Source organism: Acrocarpospora phusangensis, assembly GCF_016862995.1.
Taxonomy (GTDB): Bacteria; Actinomycetota; Actinomycetes; order Streptosporangiales; family Streptosporangiaceae; genus Acrocarpospora; species Acrocarpospora phusangensis.
In genome coordinates, this window is sequence record NZ_BOOA01000020.1 from 36452 (window position 1) to 53193 (window position 16742).

General features: G+C 68.2%; 19 protein-coding genes. 15 read left to right on the top strand and 4 right to left on the bottom strand.

Annotated features, from left to right (window positions below):
- Position 1 precedes the first annotated feature (1 nt).
- The 8 genes from Aph01nite_RS14285 (at position 2) to Aph01nite_RS14320 (ending at position 8194) form a co-directional block, all read left to right on the top strand.
- Positions 2-970 (top strand): ABC transporter permease, encoded by a 969-nt coding sequence (locus tag Aph01nite_RS14285; RefSeq protein ID WP_204041345.1) that lies wholly within the window; start codon positions 2-4, stop codon positions 968-970.
- The gene (locus Aph01nite_RS14290) at positions 967-1806 is read left to right on the top strand and encodes an ABC transporter permease (RefSeq protein WP_204041346.1); all 840 of its coding nucleotides are present in this window, start codon (positions 967-969) and stop codon (positions 1804-1806) included. The genes Aph01nite_RS14285 and Aph01nite_RS14290 overlap by 4 nt, the downstream gene beginning before the upstream one ends.
- A gap of 7 nt (positions 1807-1813) precedes the next feature.
- The gene (locus Aph01nite_RS14295) at positions 1814-2617 is read left to right on the top strand and encodes an ATP-binding cassette domain-containing protein (protein ID WP_204041347.1); all 804 of its coding nucleotides are present in this window, start codon (positions 1814-1816) and stop codon (positions 2615-2617) included.
- Entirely contained in the window at positions 2605-3210 is a 606-nt protein-coding gene (locus Aph01nite_RS14300) for an ABC transporter ATP-binding protein (RefSeq protein WP_204041348.1), read from the top strand. The genes Aph01nite_RS14295 and Aph01nite_RS14300 overlap by 13 nt, the downstream gene beginning before the upstream one ends.
- A 240-nt stretch (positions 3211-3450) precedes the next feature.
- Positions 3451-4257, top strand: coding sequence for an ABC transporter ATP-binding protein (locus Aph01nite_RS14305; RefSeq protein WP_204041349.1), 807 nt, complete (start codon positions 3451-3453; stop codon positions 4255-4257).
- Between the two features lie 10 nt (positions 4258-4267).
- Positions 4268-5248: an ABC transporter substrate-binding protein gene (locus Aph01nite_RS14310; protein ID WP_204041350.1), complete on the top strand. Its 981-nt coding sequence runs from the start codon at positions 4268-4270 to the stop codon at positions 5246-5248.
- Positions 5245-7302, top strand: coding sequence for an iron ABC transporter permease (locus Aph01nite_RS14315; RefSeq protein WP_204041351.1), 2058 nt, complete (start codon positions 5245-5247; stop codon positions 7300-7302). Before Aph01nite_RS14310 ends, Aph01nite_RS14315 begins: the two co-directional genes overlap by 4 nt.
- Position 7303: 1 nt before the next feature.
- Positions 7304-8194 carry a siderophore-interacting protein gene (locus tag Aph01nite_RS14320; RefSeq protein ID WP_204041352.1) on the top strand — a complete coding sequence of 297 codons (891 nt, stop codon included), beginning with the start codon at positions 7304-7306 and terminating at the stop codon, positions 8192-8194.
- A 989-nt stretch (positions 8195-9183) separates the two neighbouring features.
- Here the strand turns inward: Aph01nite_RS14320 and Aph01nite_RS14325 are convergent.
- A complete protein-coding gene (locus tag Aph01nite_RS14325; protein WP_204041353.1) occupies positions 9184-9816 on the bottom strand; it encodes a hypothetical protein in 633 nt (210 codons plus the stop codon).
- 724 nt (positions 9817-10540) lie between these two features.
- Positions 10541-10972, bottom strand: a complete 432-nt coding sequence (locus tag Aph01nite_RS14330) for a MarR family winged helix-turn-helix transcriptional regulator (protein ID WP_239161680.1) — start codon at positions 10970-10972, stop codon at positions 10541-10543.
- Positions 10973-11168: 196 nt separating this feature from the next.
- Here Aph01nite_RS14330 and Aph01nite_RS14335 point away from each other — a divergent pair, with 196 nt between their 5' ends.
- Positions 11169-12155, top strand: a complete 987-nt coding sequence (locus Aph01nite_RS14335) for an NAD-dependent epimerase/dehydratase family protein (RefSeq protein WP_204041355.1) — start codon at positions 11169-11171, stop codon at positions 12153-12155.
- A gap of 53 nt (positions 12156-12208) precedes the next feature.
- Here Aph01nite_RS14335 and Aph01nite_RS14340 read toward each other — a convergent pair whose 3' ends face one another.
- Together Aph01nite_RS14340 and Aph01nite_RS14345 are read right to left on the bottom strand one after the other, a co-directional pair.
- On the bottom strand, positions 12209-12385 hold the full coding sequence (locus tag Aph01nite_RS14340; protein WP_204041356.1) for a hypothetical protein: 177 nt from the start codon (positions 12383-12385) through the stop codon (positions 12209-12211).
- A 49-nt stretch (positions 12386-12434) separates the two neighbouring features.
- Positions 12435-12785, bottom strand: a complete 351-nt coding sequence (locus Aph01nite_RS14345) for a hypothetical protein (protein ID WP_239161681.1) — start codon at positions 12783-12785, stop codon at positions 12435-12437.
- A 96-nt stretch (positions 12786-12881) separates the two neighbouring features.
- On the opposite strand from Aph01nite_RS14345, the gene Aph01nite_RS14350 reads away from it, so the two are divergent.
- From Aph01nite_RS14350 to Aph01nite_RS14375, 6 genes are all read left to right on the top strand, one after another.
- Positions 12882-13322: a helix-turn-helix domain-containing protein gene (locus Aph01nite_RS14350; RefSeq protein ID WP_204041357.1), complete on the top strand. Its 441-nt coding sequence runs from the start codon at positions 12882-12884 to the stop codon at positions 13320-13322.
- Between the two features lie 100 nt (positions 13323-13422).
- Positions 13423-13875: a helix-turn-helix domain-containing protein gene (locus Aph01nite_RS14355; RefSeq protein ID WP_204041358.1), complete on the top strand. Its 453-nt coding sequence runs from the start codon at positions 13423-13425 to the stop codon at positions 13873-13875.
- A 390-nt stretch (positions 13876-14265) separates the two neighbouring features.
- Entirely contained in the window at positions 14266-14523 is a 258-nt protein-coding gene (locus tag Aph01nite_RS42605; RefSeq protein ID WP_373872296.1) for an ATP-binding protein, read from the top strand.
- 30 nt (positions 14524-14553) lie between these two features.
- Positions 14554-14820: a transglycosylase SLT domain-containing protein gene (locus Aph01nite_RS42610; RefSeq protein ID WP_204041360.1), complete on the top strand. Its 267-nt coding sequence runs from the start codon at positions 14554-14556 to the stop codon at positions 14818-14820.
- Complete coding sequence (locus Aph01nite_RS14370; protein WP_204041361.1) at positions 14817-15143, top strand: hypothetical protein; 327 nt, start codon at positions 14817-14819, stop codon at positions 15141-15143. Before Aph01nite_RS42610 ends, Aph01nite_RS14370 begins: the two co-directional genes overlap by 4 nt.
- A gap of 283 nt (positions 15144-15426) precedes the next feature.
- Positions 15427-16491: a transposase gene (locus Aph01nite_RS14375; RefSeq protein ID WP_204041362.1), complete on the top strand. Its 1065-nt coding sequence runs from the start codon at positions 15427-15429 to the stop codon at positions 16489-16491.
- Positions 16492-16742 lie beyond the last annotated feature (251 nt).

A 16742-nucleotide genomic window follows, 5' to 3' on the forward strand; every position in this document is an offset into this window, starting at 1 on the left:
CATGCCGAAACTGATCGTGTTACGCCTGCTCCGGCTGGCGACCCTGCTGGCGGGGGTGTCGGCGCTGGCCTTCACCCTCGTCCACAACTCGCCGATCGACCCGATCCAGGCCTACGTCGGCGCTGACGTCAACCTCACCGACGCACAGTACGCGGCGCTCCGGGAACACTGGGGCCTCGACCGTCCGCCCGTGGAGCAATACCTGGCCTGGGCCGGCTCGATCATCCAGGGGGACCTCGGCGTCTCGACGCTCTACAAGATCCCCGTGGCCGACGTCATCGCCACCCGCTTCGGCGCGTCGCTGGCGCTCATGGGGGTGGCCTGGCTGCTGTCCGGGCTCCTCGGTTACGCGCTGGGGGTGCTGGCGGCCATCCGTCGCGGGCGGTTCGCGGACCGGGCGGTGTCGTGGTACAGCTACACGCTCTCCTCGACCCCCACGTTCTGGCTCGGCATCGTCTTCCTGGTCGTGTTCTCCGTCTGGCTCGGCTGGTTCCCCGTGGGGCTGGCGGGGCCGTACGGAGTCCCGGCGGCGGAGGTCACCTTCGCCGAGCGCGTCCACCACTTCGTGCTGCCGGCGCTGACGCTGTCGGCCGTCGGGGTGGCGAACATCGCCATGCACACGCGCGAGAAGATGACCGACGTCCTGAACAGCGACTACGTCGCCTTCGCGCGGGCCAGGGGCGAGAGTCCCGGTCAGATCCTCCGCAACCACGGCTTCCGCAACTCCGCGGCGCCGGCGGTGACCCTTCAGTTCGCGTACTTCTCAGAGCTTTTCGGAGGTTCGGTGCTGGCCGAGACGGTGTTCTCCTATCCGGGGCTCGGCTCGACCCTGACCGAGGCCGCGCTCGGCGGGGACGTGCCGCTGCTACTCGGCATCGTGCTGCTCAGCGCGGTGTTCGTCTTCACCGGGAACGTGATCGCCGACATCGTCAACGCCGCGCTCGACCCGAGAGTCCGGAGGCGGGCATGACCACGTCCGCCGATCGCAAGCCGCGCGGACGCCGGGACCTGCTGGTCTCGCTCGGCGTCGTGGTCGCCGTGGTGGCCTGTGTGGTCGCCGGGGGTCTTCTCCTGGACCCGGCACAGATGCGGCCCAGCGCCGGTGCGCCGTTGTCGCCGCCCTCCCTCCGGCACCTGTTCGGGACCGACCATCTGGGCCGGGACATGTTCACCAGAACGGTGCACGGGCTCTCGCTCTCGCTGGCCATCGGCGTGCTCACCGCGGCCGTCAGCACGGTGATCTCGGCGGTGCTCGGCATCTGCGCCGCCCTCTTCGGCAGATGGGTGGACGGCCTGGTCTCCTGGGTCATCGACCTGTCCATCGGCATCCCGCACCTCATCTTCATGGTCCTGCTGGCCTTCGTGGTCGGCGGCGGGATCCCCGGCATCGTCCTGGGCATCGCGCTCACCCACTGGATGTCGCTGGCGTTGCTGGTCAGGGCCGACGTGCGGCAGATCAGGAGCGCGGAGTTCATGCTCGTGTCGCGCGGGCTCGGCAGATCTCCCCTGTTCATCGCGTGGCGGCACGTGACGCCGCTGATCCTGCCGCAACTCCTGGTGGGGTTCGTCCTCATGTTCCCGCACGTGATCCTGCACGAGGCCGCGCTCACCTTCCTCGGATTCGGGTTCTCCCCGCAGACACCGGCGATCGGCATCCTCCTGTCGGAGGGCATGCCGCACATCTCCAGCGGGATGTGGTGGCTGGCGGTCTTCCCCGGCCTGACGCTCCTGCTGGTCGTGCTCGCCATCGCCCGCCTGGGCGACCGGATCCGGACCGTGCTCGACCCCGCCACGTCCCATGGATGAGACCCCGATGAGTGAACCGGTCCTGGCCGTCTCCGGCCTCGACGTCAGCTTCGTCCAGTACGCCAAGGGCCTGCGAACCCGGACAGTCCCCGGTATCACCGGCCTGGACCTCGAAGTCGCCGAGGGGGAGATCCTGGCGGTCCTCGGCGCGAGCGGATCGGGGAAGACCCTGCTCGCCCAGGCCATCCTCGGCATCCTGCCGCACAACGCGCGGACCGGCGGCGAGATCCTGTTCCGGGGATCGCGGCTGACCCCGGCCCGGCGCACGCGCGTGCTCGGCCGGGAGATCTCCTACATCCCGCAGTCGGTGACGAGCCTCGATCCCCTGATGCCGGTCGGCGCCCAGGTGCGCATCGGCCTGGACGCGGCGGTCGCGGAGCGTGTGCGGCGCCGGCTGTTCGCCCGCTACGACCTGCAGGACCACGTGGCCGGACGCTATCCGCACCAACTCTCCGGCGGGATGCTCAGACGGGTCCTGTTCGCGACCAGCGTCCGGGACACCGTCCGGTTGGTCATCGCCGACGAGCCGACGCCGGGCCTGCACGCCGAAGCCGTCGAGGAAGTACTCCGCCACCTCCGCGAACTCGCGGTGAGCGGGGTCGCCGTGCTGTTGATCACCCATGACATCCGCGCGGCCGTGTCGGTGGCCCGGCGTGTGGCGGTGATGAGGGAGGGCCGCCTGGTGACCATGGAGACCGCCGACGCCTTCACCGGCGACGGCGCGGAACTGCGCCACCCCTTCGCGCGCGACCTGTGGCGTGCGCTACCACAGAACCAGTTCTCTCCGGGAGGCACGGAGTGGCACTCGTAATCGACGGACTCGGCTTCGCCTACCCGGGTGGGCCGCCGTTGTTCCACGACGCGTCCTTCCGGGTGGAGGCCGGCTCGGTGGTCGGGATCACCGGGCCGAGCGGTACCGGTAAGTCCACGTTGGGCGCGCTGCTGGCCGGTGACATCCGGCCCCGGTTGGGAGGCGTCACCGTCGACGGGGCCCCGCTGCCCCGCCGCGCGTTCCGGCCGGTCCAGCTGATCCACCAGCATCCGGAACGCGCGGTCAACCGCACGTGGCGGATGAGCGCGGTGCTCCGCGAGTCGCACGCGGTGCCGCCGGAGACGCTCGATCGGCTCGGCATCAAACCGGAGTGGGCCGACCGCCGGCCCGGCGAACTGTCGGGCGGCGAGCTCCAGCGCTTCTGCATCGCGCGCGCACTCCACCCCGCCACCCGGTATCTCGTCGCCGACGAGATGACGGCCATGTTCGATGCGATCACGCAGGCGGCGATCTGGCATCGGCTGCTGGAGATCGTCCGCGAGCGTGGCCTCGGCATGGTCGTCATCAGCCACGAGTCGGCTCTGCTCGACCGGATCTGCGACGAGCAGGTCGCGGTGGAGACTCTGAGGTGATCCCGGAGGCCGGCCCCGCCGCCGGTCCAGGCGGGGATCGGCGGTGCGGGATCGGCGGGGCATCGGCTTCACCTGGTGCCCGGCGACCCGGAGTCGGCCAGCGACCAGCCCTCCGCGCCCGGGCGCGCGCGGGTGAACTCCGCGTAGAGGCCGGGCCGGGACACTCGCCCATACAGCTAGTAACCAGGGCGTTTTACCCGATATTGACCATCGATGTAGGTTAGCCTAACCTAAGTCCACGTGACCGAAACTCTCGCGTTGCGCGGCTCCGGCCTGTCCCTCGCGTACCAAGGCAGCACTGTCGTCCACGACGCGGGGATCGTGCTGCGCCCCGGCCGGGTGACCGCTCTGGTCGGCCCCAACGGCAGCGGCAAGTCGACCCTGCTGCGCGCGCTGGCCCGGCTGCACGAGCCCGCTGCCGGTTCCGTACGACTGGGCGACGACACCCCAGCCTTCGATCTCGCCCCGCGCGACTTCGCCAGAAAGGTCACCCTGCTCTCCCAGTCCCGGCCCACGCCTTCGGGAGTGCTGGTGCGGGACGTCGTGGCGTACGGACGCCATCCCCACCGGGGGCGCTGGCGGGCCGGAGATCTCGAAGGCGCGGGGGCGGTGGCTCGGGCGATGGACCTGACCGGGACGACCGCGATGGCCGACCGCCCGGCCGACGAGCTTTCCGGTGGCGAGCTCCAGCGGGTCTGGCTGGCCACCTGCCTGGCCCAGGAGACCGGCGTGCTGCTGCTCGACGAGCCCACGACGTTCCTGGATCTGCGCTACCAGGTCGAACTGCTCGACCTGGTCCGCGACCTGGCCGACCACCACAAGGTCGCCATCGGCGTCGTCCTGCACGACCTCGACCAGGCCGCCGAGATCGCCGACGAGGTCGTGCTGCTGCACGAGGGCCGCATCAAGGCCGTCGGCTCGCCTGCCGAGGTCCTGACCGAAACCCTCCTGACCGAGGCGTACGGGATCCAGGTCGAGGTCACCCACGACGGCGTGACGATCCGGACCCGTCCGGTGGGCCGTCATTCGAAAAGAACCATTGTTTAAGGACTGCTCTATGAAGCCCCTGCGAACCGCGCTCCTCATCGCCGCCGTCCTGGGATTGGGCGCGTGCGGCACGACCGAGCCCGCCGCGGCCCCCTCGGTGCAAACCTCCGCTCCCGCGGCTCAGGCGATCACCATCACCGACTCTCTCGGCCGTGAGGTCAAACTGGCCAGGCCCGCCACCCGGGTGGTCGGCCTGGAGTGGGGCGAGATCGAGATGCTGGTCAGCCTCGGCGTGATGCCGGTCGGCGCGGCCGACGTGAAGGGATACGCCACCTGGGTCACCGCCGCGCCTCTTGAGGCGTCGGTCAGGGACGTCGGCACCCGCAGCGAGCCGAGCGTCGACTCGATCGTGGCCCTCCAGCCCGACCTGGTCGTGATGGAGGCCCCGGCCAACAGCCCGCTGGTGGCACAGCTGGAGAAGTTCGTCCCGGTGCTGGTGCCGAAGGGTTCGTCGGCCACCGACAACCTGGGCCGCATGCGCTCCGACCTGAAGATGATCGCGACCGCCGTCGGCAGGGAAGCCCAGGCCGACGCGCTGCTCGCCGGCATGGACACCAGGTTTGCCACCGCCAAGTCGGCCCTGGCGGCCGCCGGGCACGCCGGCAGCCCGTTCGCGATGGCCGACGGCTGGTCCGAGGGTGGCACGGTGTCGATCCGGATGTTCGGCAAGGGCGCCCTGGTCGCCGAGGCCGCCGAGGCCATCGGCCTGCGCAACGCCTGGGAAGGCGAGGTCGACCCCGACTGGGGCCTGGGCACCACCGACGTCGAGGGCCTGGCCCCGCTCAAGGACGAGAAGATTCGCTTCTTCTACAACGCCAGCGACGGCACCGACGTCTTCGCCGACGACCTCAAGGGTAACGCGATCTGGACCTCCCTGCCCTTCGTCAAGAACGGCCAGGTCGCCAAGCTGCCCAACGGCATCTGGACGTTCGGCGGTCCCCTCTCCCTGGGGCAGTACACCGACGCGCTCGTGAAGGCGTACACAGCTTGACCACGACCGTCGTGACTCGCGCCGCCCCGCGTCTCGGGGTGGCGGGCGTCATTCTGACCGCACTCGCGGCCATCGTCGCGATCGCGGTGGCGCACCTCACCCAGGGCACCTCCTCGATCGGCGCGTTCGACCTGCTCAACCCCGACGAGGAGGCCATGCGGGTGCTGCTGGCCTCCCGGCTGCCCCGCCTGTTCGCCGGAGTCGCGGTCGGGCTGGCGCTGGGGACGTCCGGGGCGCTGCTCCAGGCGATCTCGCGTAATCCGCTGGCCTCACCCGACACCCTGGCAGTCTCGTCGGGGGCGTACCTGACGGTGGTCGGCGCCGCCGCGTTCGGGCTGAGTCTGCCGGCGCTGCCGTCGGGCGGGCTGGCGTTCCTCGGCGGGCTTGCGGCGGCCGGGCTGGTCATGGCCGTGTCGGCGGGCGGGCGCGGCGGCACCACCCGGCTGATCCTGGCCGGGTCGGCGGCGGCGCTGGCGATCACCGCGCTGACGAACCTGCTGATGATTCTTTTCCAGCAGGAGACCACTGGCCTGTTCGCGTGGGGTTCCGGGTCGTTGACCCAGAAGGACCTGTCGGTCGTGACGCAGTTCGCGCCGTTGATCGCCTTCGGGCTGGTCGCCGGGGTCGTCCTCGGGCCGCGGCTGGACGTGCTCGGACTCGGCGACGACGGCGCGACCGTGCTCGGCGTGAACGTGCGGCGCCTGCGGTTCTGGGTGACGTTGCTGGCGGTGCTGACGGCGACGGCGGCTGTGGTGATCGCCGGGCCGGTCGGGTTCGTCGGCCTGTGCGCGCCGGTGATCGTCCGGCTGGCTGGGCGGTGGCTGCCCGGGCTGCTCGCCCACCGGGTGCTGATCCCCATGTCGGGCCTGGCCGGAGTGCTGGTCGTGCTGCTCTCCGACGTCCTCCTGCGGGCCTTCTTCGGCGGCCAGTGGGGCGTCGAAGTGCCGCCCGGCGTGGTGACCGCGCTGGCCGGATCCGGGGTGATGATCTATCTCGCCCGGCGGCACCGCGATGGCGGCCCGGCCCGGCGGCCGCCCGGCATCCGGGCAGCCGCCCACCGGTCCCGTACCGGCTTCTGGGTTCTGGTCGCCTCCGGTACGGGGCTGCTCATCGCCGCCCTCGTGCTCGGCATGCTCGCCGGGGACACCTTCCTGCGGACCGGTGACGTGGGGCTGTGGTTGCAGGGGCGTACCAACATGGGCATCACCTTCGTGCTCGATCAGCGCTATCCCCGGGTCCTGGCGGCCATGCTGGCCGGGGCCGCGCTCGCGGTGGCCGGGACCGTCATTCAGGCGGTCAGCCGCAACCCGCTCGCGGAACCGGGCGTACTCGGCATCACCTCGGGCGCCGGAGTCGGGGCCGTCTCGATTATCTCGTTCGCCCCGGCGGCCGGGCTCTGGGGCGTCACCGGCGCCGCCGGGCTGGGCGCGCTGGTCTCGTTCGCCCTGGTCTACGGCCTGGCCTGGAAAGGCGGCCTGAGCTCCGACCGGCTCGTGCTGATGGGCTTCGCGGTCGCCTCGGCCGGTACGGCGCTCACCGTGCTGATCATCGTGCAGACCGACCCGTACGACACCGCGACCGCGTTGACCTGGCTCTCCGGCTCCACCTACGGTCGCACGCCGCCGCAACTGCTCCCGGTGGCGATCGCGCTGGTCGTGGTCGTGCCCCTGGCGATCGCGCAGCGGCGCGAACTCGATCTGCTCTCGCTCGACGAGCACACCCCGCGCATCCTGGGGGTGCCGATGGAGCCGGCCCGTCTCACCGCCCTGGCGGGCGCGGTTCTGCTGACCGCGACCGCCGTGTCGGCGATCGGCGTCGTCGGATTCGTCGGGCTCGTCGCCCCGCACGCCGCCCGCGCCCTCGTGGGCGGCCGGCACGCCCGGATCCTGCCGGTCGCCGCCCTACTGGGCGCGCTGCTGGTCAGCCTCTCGGACACCCTGGGCCGGACGGTCATCGCCCCCGCCCAGATTCCCGCCGGACTGGTCACCGCCATGCTCGGCACACCGTATTTCGTCTGGCTGCTGTGGCGGTCACGAGCGGGACAGGAGTCCTGACATGCACGACCCGTGGCACGTCTTCCAGGTGCGGGTGCGCCGCGTCGACCGGCTGAGCCCGGCGTTCCTCCGCGTCACCTTCACCGGCGACGACCTGGAACACTTCGCCGACCCCGGCTACGACCAGCGGATCAAGCTCGTCCTCCCGATCCCCGAGTACGGGACACTGCTGTTCCCCGACGGCCCCGACTGGTACGAGCGCTACCGCGCGCTACCCGACGATCAGAAGAACCCGTTCCGGACCTACACGATTCGCGCCGTCCGTCCCGAGAAGGCGGAAGTGGACGTGGACGTGGTCATGCACGCTGACGACGGCCACCTGGGACCCGCCGCGACATGGGCGTCCACGGTCCAGGAGGACGATCGCTGCGCGCTGTGGGGCCCGGACGCCCGCCACGGCGGCCCGTACGGCGGGCTGGAGTTCAAGCTGCCCGCCGAGGGCGGGAACCTGCTGCTGGCCGGCGACGAGACGGCGGTCCCGGCCATCATGCGCATCCTGGAGCAGCTTCCGGCTCACCTTACCGGCGAGGCGCTGATGGAGGTCCCGGAGACAGCCGACGTGCTGAAGGAGACCGCCCCCGCCGGAGTACGGGTCACCTGGCTCCCGCGCGACGGCGCCGAGCACGGTTCGCTGCTGACCGACGGCGTGCGGGCGGCGGCCGGACGCCTCATCCCCCCGGCCGTTCCCACGCAAATCGAGGACGTCGACATCGACGAGGGCATCCTGTGGGAGATCCCCGAGGCGCCGCCCGCGGCCTGTTACGTGTGGTTGGCCGGCGAGGCCGCAGTGGTCAAGACGCTGCGTCGGCACCTGGTCGGGGAGCGCGGGCTGGACCGGAAGGCGGTGGCGTTCATGGGCTACTGGCGGCGCGGCCGGGCCGAGTCGAGCTGAGTGGTCGAGTCCGTAAATCCCTCGCGGGTCATGCGGCGGCTGGAGGTTGGACTCTTCCTGTTGGGATAGCGCCTGGCCAGCCGGTCGGCGGCGGCCGGGCCTCCGTGGGAGGAGCCGTTTGCCGACGATGCGGAACACCCGGCGTGCCGAGGCGTACGGCCCGGCGGTCGTGACCTGGTCGACCAGCTCAGTGAACGGGAGGATCCCGGTCTGAGGCGAGCAGCGGCCCATCACGTGGGCGCGCTGGACGTGGGCGGCGGCCAGGTAGGTCGCCCCGCTTGTAGTCGTGGTTGACCCTGTACCGCGAGGACGCGTTGTATCCGTTGTGGTGACTGGCCGCGCTGCGCGGTCTGTGCGCGGTGATTTTGCCGGGCTGCGGTGGGTGGACATCAGCCTGGAGACACGTGAACTCACCGTTGTCCAGCAACTCATCCACGCCAACGGCAAGATGCGAGTCGGCCCACCCAAGAGCGAGGCGAGCCGGCGCACGATCCTCCGCAGGGCGGGCCATGCCTTGATCGGCACCTTACGCCGCGAGTTGCTCGACCGGCGTTCATCCTCAACGAGCAACATCTACGCCGGACACTCATCCACTACCTGCAGCACTACAACACGGCCCGGCCTCACCACAGCATCGGACAACTGCCCCCATCACAAGCCGAAACCGGACCGCCAAACCCCACCGACTTGGCCGACCACCGAGTCCATCGCAGAGCGATCCTCGGAGGCCTTCTCGACGAGTACCAGGTCGCCTGTGACACCGTCACGAACCGGCAGGTCAAGCATCGAATCCAATTGCTGAGCCCCACAGGAGTCGGCAGAGGCTGGGGCGTGGGGGATACAAGATCGCTGATCGTGGCTACTGACCTCACGGCGGGAGGATTAGGTGTTCAGGGCTTTCCGAGAAGCGCCGTGGGCGGAGGCAGGCGCGGGGATGGTGCCTTGACCGTCGCATGGGCTCGTCTCGTTTGACTGCATCGGACGGTCGGTCATCGGCACACATCCGGAATCGCACAGACCTTTCCTGCCATCTGGCGGGCTTGATCCGTGAGGCGTTGTTCGAGCTCCTCAAAAGGATTGCTGCTGTAGAGGAACAACGCGGCTCCGCGCCGGGCGACCACCCATTGGTCGACGGGCCGCCCGTCGCTTTCTCCGTTGGTGTAGTGGTAGCCCTTCACACGCAGGGACTCGTCTCCGATGTCGGCGGGTTCTCCTACCCAGCCGAGGGTGTTGTTCTTGCGGCGCTGGGGCTGCTCGCAGTCGGTGATGTCGTCTTTGAGTGTTGCGAGGGCATCTTCGGCGGCTTTGGGAGTCGTGTAGAGCACGAGTTGCTCAAGGCTGGAGGAGGGGGCGCTGTCCAGGCGGGTGATAGTCCGCATCGCCACGCGGTCCTCATCGGCGGGAGTTTTCCGGTCGCAGGGATTGAGCTCGAACGGCCGCGCGACGTCGTCGTAGATGTCCCAGAACTCCTCGTTTGCGAACTCGGGATGCGGGGTGGCCCGCGCCTGGGCCTCAGTCAGCAGGAATCCCTGGGGTATCTCTGCGGTGACTACCGGCCCCGAAGATATCGAGCAACCCGCTATGCATATCAGCACCACCAGCGTCACACCCTGTCTGAGCATGCCGGGCAGAATTCCGCATATCCCCCCGTCCCGCAAACGCACCTGATCGGGCCGATACCTCTGCGGCCGCTACGACGAAACCATCCCGGACCGTCCGCGGGGTCAGACCGGCTGGGGTGATGCCCTGGCGAGGAGATGCTCGGCAAGTTCGCGTTGCTGGTTGAGGTCCAGGCGCATGTGCGCGGACCAGGCGACCTCACACCGCCGATGCCGGATCCAAGATTCATTGGCTGTTCCATGGGTTCGGCGTGATCTGAACCTCGTCGCGGGCTTCGTGATCCCAACACCGTACCGACAATCCGCACAATTCACCTGCCACAACCGGCCGGTTGCGCCCACATCGTGCCCATGAGCAACCAGCGAGCAACCACTCGTGATCTCGGCTCCGCGTCGAGGGCCACAAACCGGGAGAATTCGCAGGTCAAATGGGGGTAAAGGTGGTGGAGCGCCAGGGATTCGAACCCTGAACCTACGGATTAAAAGCCGCAGTTCTCAATGCCGCCTGCTATCGATTGCTATCCGATTGTGTCACGGTGTCACGCATCCCATTATTGAGCCCCACAGGGGCCGATAGGACTATGACAAACTTCGCGACCGACTCATAGGCAAACAACGAAGAGATGACTGGAGGTTCAGGGAGGACCTGGACAACCTGCGACTTCGCGATCGCAGGTCATCGGTGGCGAGCGGCGCTCCGGCAATCCACGCGCCGGCGATGTCTTCTTCAGCCGGCGGTGGGCGACGCCTCGTCGGCGCTGAGGGTCCGCAATATGTCGACCAGCGTCGACAGCTGCTCGGGGGTGAGTGGCCTGAACAGCTCTTCCGCCGCCAGTTCGTAGCCGGCCGTCCAGTCCTGGGCCAGTGCGGCCCCTTGCGCCGTCACTCGAAGGAGTACGGACCGGCGGTCGTCCGCGCTGGTCTGGCGTTCGAGTAGTCCGTCACGGACGAGCGCGTCGACCAGGGTGGAGGCGGTCCCCTGGGCGATACCGACCGCGAGAGCGAGCTCGGTGAGCCGAACCGGCTGCGAACGTGCCACCTCCACCACCAGGCGCGACCTCGGTGTCGACACCCCATGCTCGCCCAGACGCTCGTTGAAGTGACGTACGAGCACCTTCGCCGTTCGACTGAACTCGTCGGCGACCTGTGCTGCGGTCACGCTCTTCCTCGCGTGCGGCATCGCCCACCTCCACTTGACGCACCCATCGTACGGGAGGTTACATAGACGTCGATGCATTGATATCAAACTATTTGATGGCTATGCATCTGGGAGGGGCGGCCGGGATCGCGTGCCGAGCGGCATCGACAACCGGGCGCGCACGAGAAGTGCGTACTCAATCACAAGGAGTGCAAGCATGAAGGTCTTTGTTACTGGCGGCAGCGGTTTCGTCGGCGGCGCTCTGGTCCATCGCCTCGTCGCCGAAGGACATGAGGTCATGGCGCTTGCCAGATCGGGCTCGAGCATTCAGCGGGTACGTGCGGCCGGAGCCGATGCCGTTCCTGGCGATCTCGCCGAGCTCGGCCGGGCCGGTTCCCCGGCGCCGATCTGGCTCGCGAAGGTGCGCGAGGCCGACGCGGTCGTGCACGTCGCGGCTCACATGGAGTTCTGGGGGCCCGACTCGCTCTTCGAACAGGCCAATCATGTGCCGACCGTCGCCCTGCACGCCGCGAGCGTCGCGGCCGGGGTGCGACGCTTCGTGCTCATCAGCGCTGCGTCCGTCTCCACGGGCAGTCAACGTCGTCCCGTCGTCGACGAGTCGACGCCGGATGGCCGGCCGAACATCGCCTACAGCCGGGTCAAGCTGGCCACCGAGCGCGCACTGTTGAAAGCCCACAGCGAGAACACCGAGCTGGTCGTGCTCCGCCCGCCGTTCATCTGGGGTCGCGGAATGACGACGATCAACGAAATGGTCAAGGTCGCCGAGGCGGGACGGTTCGCCTGGATCGATCACGGTAAGCACATCGTCGACTTCGTGCACGTTGAAAACCTGGCCGGTGCCGCGATCCTCGCGCTCACACGGGGCCGCCACCGCGGGGTGTATTACGTGACGGACGGCACGCCGATGCCCATTCGAGACTTCCTCACCCCCTTGCTGGCGACCCGCGGCGTGGATCTGTCCAAGAGCCGCAGCGTCCCTCTGGCGATGGCGGCGCCCATGGCCGCGATGATGGACCGCACGGCACGCCTGCTTCGCCGCAAGACGGCGCCCCCGCTGACGAACTGGCTGGTGAGCTTCACCGGCCGTGACCGTTCCTACGACATCACCGCCGCGCGGAGGGGACTGGGCTACTCGCCTGACGTGACGGTGGAGAAAGGTCTGGCGGAGATGAGCTTCTCGTGAGGTGACGACCTCGCGCGCCGCGGTCTCACCGCCCTAGCCATGGATACCCCTCGCTATGGATACAGTGCCTCACGTTTCCCGTAGGCGTCCCTTGACGTCGGCGTCTCGCTTGGCCACTGCTGCCACTTCTTGCCCTTGGGCAGCACCTCTTCGATAAGGTCGCCCGATTGGTAGGTGTGCGGGCCGCCCGCGACGGAACGGGTGCCGGACTCCATCAGGCTGGTCTTCATCGTCACGTCGTAGCTCTCTAAGTGGTTGCGCCCGTAAGTCCTTCAGGGGTCAGTAGCTGAGGTAGAGATCGCAGGCGCAATCAAGGGCTTCTTGGGGTGTGCCGGCGGACATGCCAGTGGGAAGGATCTGGTTCTCGTACTTGCCACTGCTGGCGAGGTAGAGGCCGAATCCCCAGATGGAGGCCGATCCGCCGTAGCGGAGGCGGATGAGGGGCAGACGCCGGCCGTCGGCCAGTTCGCCTTCGACGTAGGCGAACTGGCCGTGGTAGCGGACATGCACGCCTGCCAGCTGGGGCCAGCGGTCGCGGGCGTGCTGGCGGAGTCGCTGGGCCAGGGAGGTCTTGGTCGACTCCGGGATGGCGGGCACGAGCCCTATCTTGCCGTCCGGCGTGTCGATCACAACCCGGAAGGTGGTCAGAGGAGCACACTTGTGGACCCCTGAAGAAGATCATGGAAAGCGTTCCGCGTGCCCGTCCCCCGCGCTCGTCAGATCGCCGTGACCGCCGCCGAGCGGCGACGGCTCAAGAAACTGGCTCACTCGCACACCGCCCCTTACCAGCAGGTCATCCGTATCCGGATCGTGCTGGACGCCGCGCACGGTTACTCCAACGCCCGTATCGCCCTGCGACAGCGCGTCCACCTCGATACCGTCCGCCGGTGGCGTGGTCGCTATGCCGACCAGGGCGTCGACGGGCTCAAGGACCGGCCCCGCAGCGGTCGGCCGCCCCGCTTCACCCCCGTGCAACGGGCCGAGGTCAAGGCGCTGGCCTGCCGGCTGCCGGCCGAGACCGGAGTGTCGCTGTCCCGCTGGAGCAGCACCGACCTGCCCGCCGAAGTGGTCGGCCGGGGCATCACCGAGGCGATGTCCGCCCCAACCGTCCGCCGGATCCTGGCCGCCGACTTGCTCAAGCCCTGGAAACACTGCGCCTGCCGATAATTCCATTAATTCCATCCGTCCAGGTCACGGCCTTGCAGGACTTCTCTGGTACGCAGGCTTCGACTCCTGAAGAGGAGGCAGTGCGGCAGGATGACCGGTCGTGCTCCTTCGCCTGGCCTGTCTCGCCGTCACGAACACCTTCGCGGCGCTGCGGTTGCTGCCGATGGGTGATCGGGACAAGGACGTCGAGATTCTCGCCCTGCGTCACCAGATCACCATCCTTGAACGGCAACTCGGCGTCGGTGCCAGTGCGAGGTTCGCGCCCGAGGACCGAGCCTTCCTCGCCGCCCTCCTGGCACCGTTGCCCCGCGACGTCCTGCGCCGGCTGAGGCTTCTCATCCGGCCGGATACCGTCGTGCGCTGGCACCGTGATCTGATGACGCGGCGTCATGCTCGTGCCTGCGTGCCGAAACGGCGCGGGCGCCCGCCAACCGTCCGTTCCATCCGCGCCCTCGTCCTGCGCTTAATCCGGGCGAATCCCTCCTGGGGGTACCGGAGGGTACACGGAGAGCTCACCACGCTCGGCATCAAGGTCGCAGTGTCAACGGTCTGAGAGATCCTCAAACAGGAGGGCATCGTTCCGGCACCCGAGCGGGCGTCCACCACCTGGGCCGACTTCCTGCGCTCCCAAGCCGAGGCCCTGCTGGCCTGCGACTTTATCGAGACCGTCACCCTTGATGGGCAGCGTCAGTACATCCTGGCCGTCATCGAACACGTCACCAGACGCGTGCGCGTACTCGGCACCACCGCACACCCGACCGGGAACTGGGTTGCCCAGGCCGTCAGGAATCTGGTGATGGATCTGGAAAACGCCGGTTGCCGGGCCTGCTTTTTGATCCGTGACCGGGATGGGAAGTTCCCGGCGCTCATGGATGAGATCCTGGCCGAGGCCGGCATCCGGACTGTGCTTACCGGTATCCGGATGCCGCGGATGAACGCGATCATGGAACGGTGGGTGCAGTCCTGCCGCCGCGAGCTTCTCGACCGCTGTTTGCTCTGGAACGAACGCCATCTCCGGCACGCCCTGCGCGAGTACGAACAGTTCTACAACCGGCACCGAGCCCACCAAGCTCTTCTCCAGGCGGCTCCGCTGCGTCCGGTCCCGGATCCGATCATCGATTCAGGGCGAATCGCCGACCTGACCATACGCCGACGAGATCGGCTTGGTGGAGTCCTTCACGAGTACTCACATGCCGCTTGAACTGCGCGGACGGAATTTTCGGCAGGCGCAGTGCTGGACTATGACGCGAAGAACCTATCGCCATTAAAGAAGAATCAAATCATAAGCTCGCTTATGGATCCCGTGCAGAACATATTTATGGCCGCGAAGTACCTGCGGATGCTATCGCCGGCGGCCGGGCCATGGACAAAGGAGACGGCGTTCAAGGCCGCAGCAAAGTACAACGGAGGCCCCGGGGGCTGGAAGAACTCCCGATCTCAAGGTTACGCACGCAGGGTCATTAGCAACCAGAAAATGCTAGAGGAGTTATTGAGATGAGCTCGGAACTGGCCGAAAGTATGGATCGGCAGGCGGCCCGACTCCGCGAACGGCTGACCTACTGGGCCTACGTTTTCGGGGGCATGCTGGCGATCTCCACGAGCTTTTTCATCGGAGTCCATGAGTACGACTGGACGGATTCCCCCCAGGTCGATCGGGATGCGGTCGGCGTGGGAATTCTCCTCACAGGCATCGGCCTGGTCCTGCTGCTCGGTGGTGTGGTGACCCGGAGGAGGTCCCAAAAGTCCTGGATTATTCCTGGGCTGTTCTTCGTGATCGGACTTCTCCGGCTCGTTTGGCTGTACGGCTTGCCGCCGCGGTAGCTCGCTCGGGTCCAGGCAACGCCAGGTAGCGTCAATCCACGCTCGCCCACATACCGGGTCTTAGGCGCAGATGGCTCGGTTCCGGTTCGCGTGAATGGTTGCGCAGCGTGATCGGAGTCGTTGTTAACGGTGTTGCGGAAGCCTGTCATGGTGCAGAAACCGGTGCCGAGCGCTTGACCTGGTCTTCTAGGTGACTGGTGTTTTTCTGACGATCTCGCGGTGGCCTCTTCCCGTATGCCAGGGTGATCGTTGTTGGTCGCCGAGAGCGGGGAGAGGTCGAGCGATGGCAGTGGGCCAGACTCCGATGCAGCCGGGGTTGCTCTCCTCCACGGTGGGTTTCTGCGAGGACCGGCTGGCGCCGAACTCGATCTACGCGGTGCTGCACCGTGAGTGCCGGGCGTTGTTCCCCGATGAGATGTTCGCCGATCTGTTCGCCGCTGACGGCCGCAGGTCGGTGCCGCCGATGATCGTGGCGGTGGTGATGGTGCTGCAACGCCTGGAAGGGCTGTCGGATCGGGAAGCGGTGGATCGGTTCGCGTTCGATGTGCGGTGGAAGTACGCCGCCGGCGGCCTGGACTTCGACCATCCGGGGTTCGTGCACACGGTGCTGGTGGACATGCGGGCGCGGCTGGCCGCCTCGGATCGGCCGGACCGGATCTTCGAGCGGACGGTGGAGGTGGCCCGCCGGGCCGGGCTGGTGGGACGGCGGCGGGTCCTGGACAGCGCGCCGATCTACGACGCGGTGGCCACCCAGGACACCATCACGCTGATCCGCTCGGCGATCCGCGCTCTGCTGCGGGCGGCCGATCACGTGCTGCGGGCCGGGCTGCGGGCGGTGATCTCCAGCGGGGACGACTACACGGGTACGGGCAAACCCGTCATCGACTGGAGCGACGCCGCCGAGCGGGAGGCCTTGGTCGATTCACGCGCCAAGGACGGGTATGCGATGCTGGGCGTCCTGGACGGGCGGACGCTGGAGCCGGAGGTGTCTCGGGCCGCGTGGTTGCTGGCCACCGTGCTCGGCCAGGACCTGGACCGAGACCAGGAGGACGGGGTCTTCCGGATCGCCCGCAAGGTCGCCGGGGACCGGGTCATCTCCACCGTCGATCCCCAGGCCCGGCACGGTCATAAGACGGTGCGCCGTTCCTTCGACGGATACAAGGGGCATCTGGCCGAGGATCCCGACAGTGAGATCATCACCGCGACCGTGGTGAGCGCGGGCAACGTCGGTGACGCCGAGCCCGCCGCCGGGCTGCTGGCCGACCTCCTCCGCTCCCGGGCCGAGGTCGGGCAGGCCGAGGTTTACGGTGACGCCTGTAGGGTGCGGAAACTCAGCCGCCAAGGTTGACCTGGGGGTTCGTGGCTCGAGCATGATGAGGTCTCGGGCATCCTGCTGACGGTGTCGTGGTGATCGGGCCAAGACGGCCGAGATCGTGGTGCTTCGTCATCAGGTCGCCAGGGCCAAAGCGTTCTCGGACGGTGAGAAGGGCCACGTGAGGGGATGGATGGCGGACATCCTCGCTTGCGAACGGCGAACGCGGCCCTGATGATCTTGGGTGTCTAGTCCAGGTCGATCAAGAAGGGCCGCGTCCGCGTGCC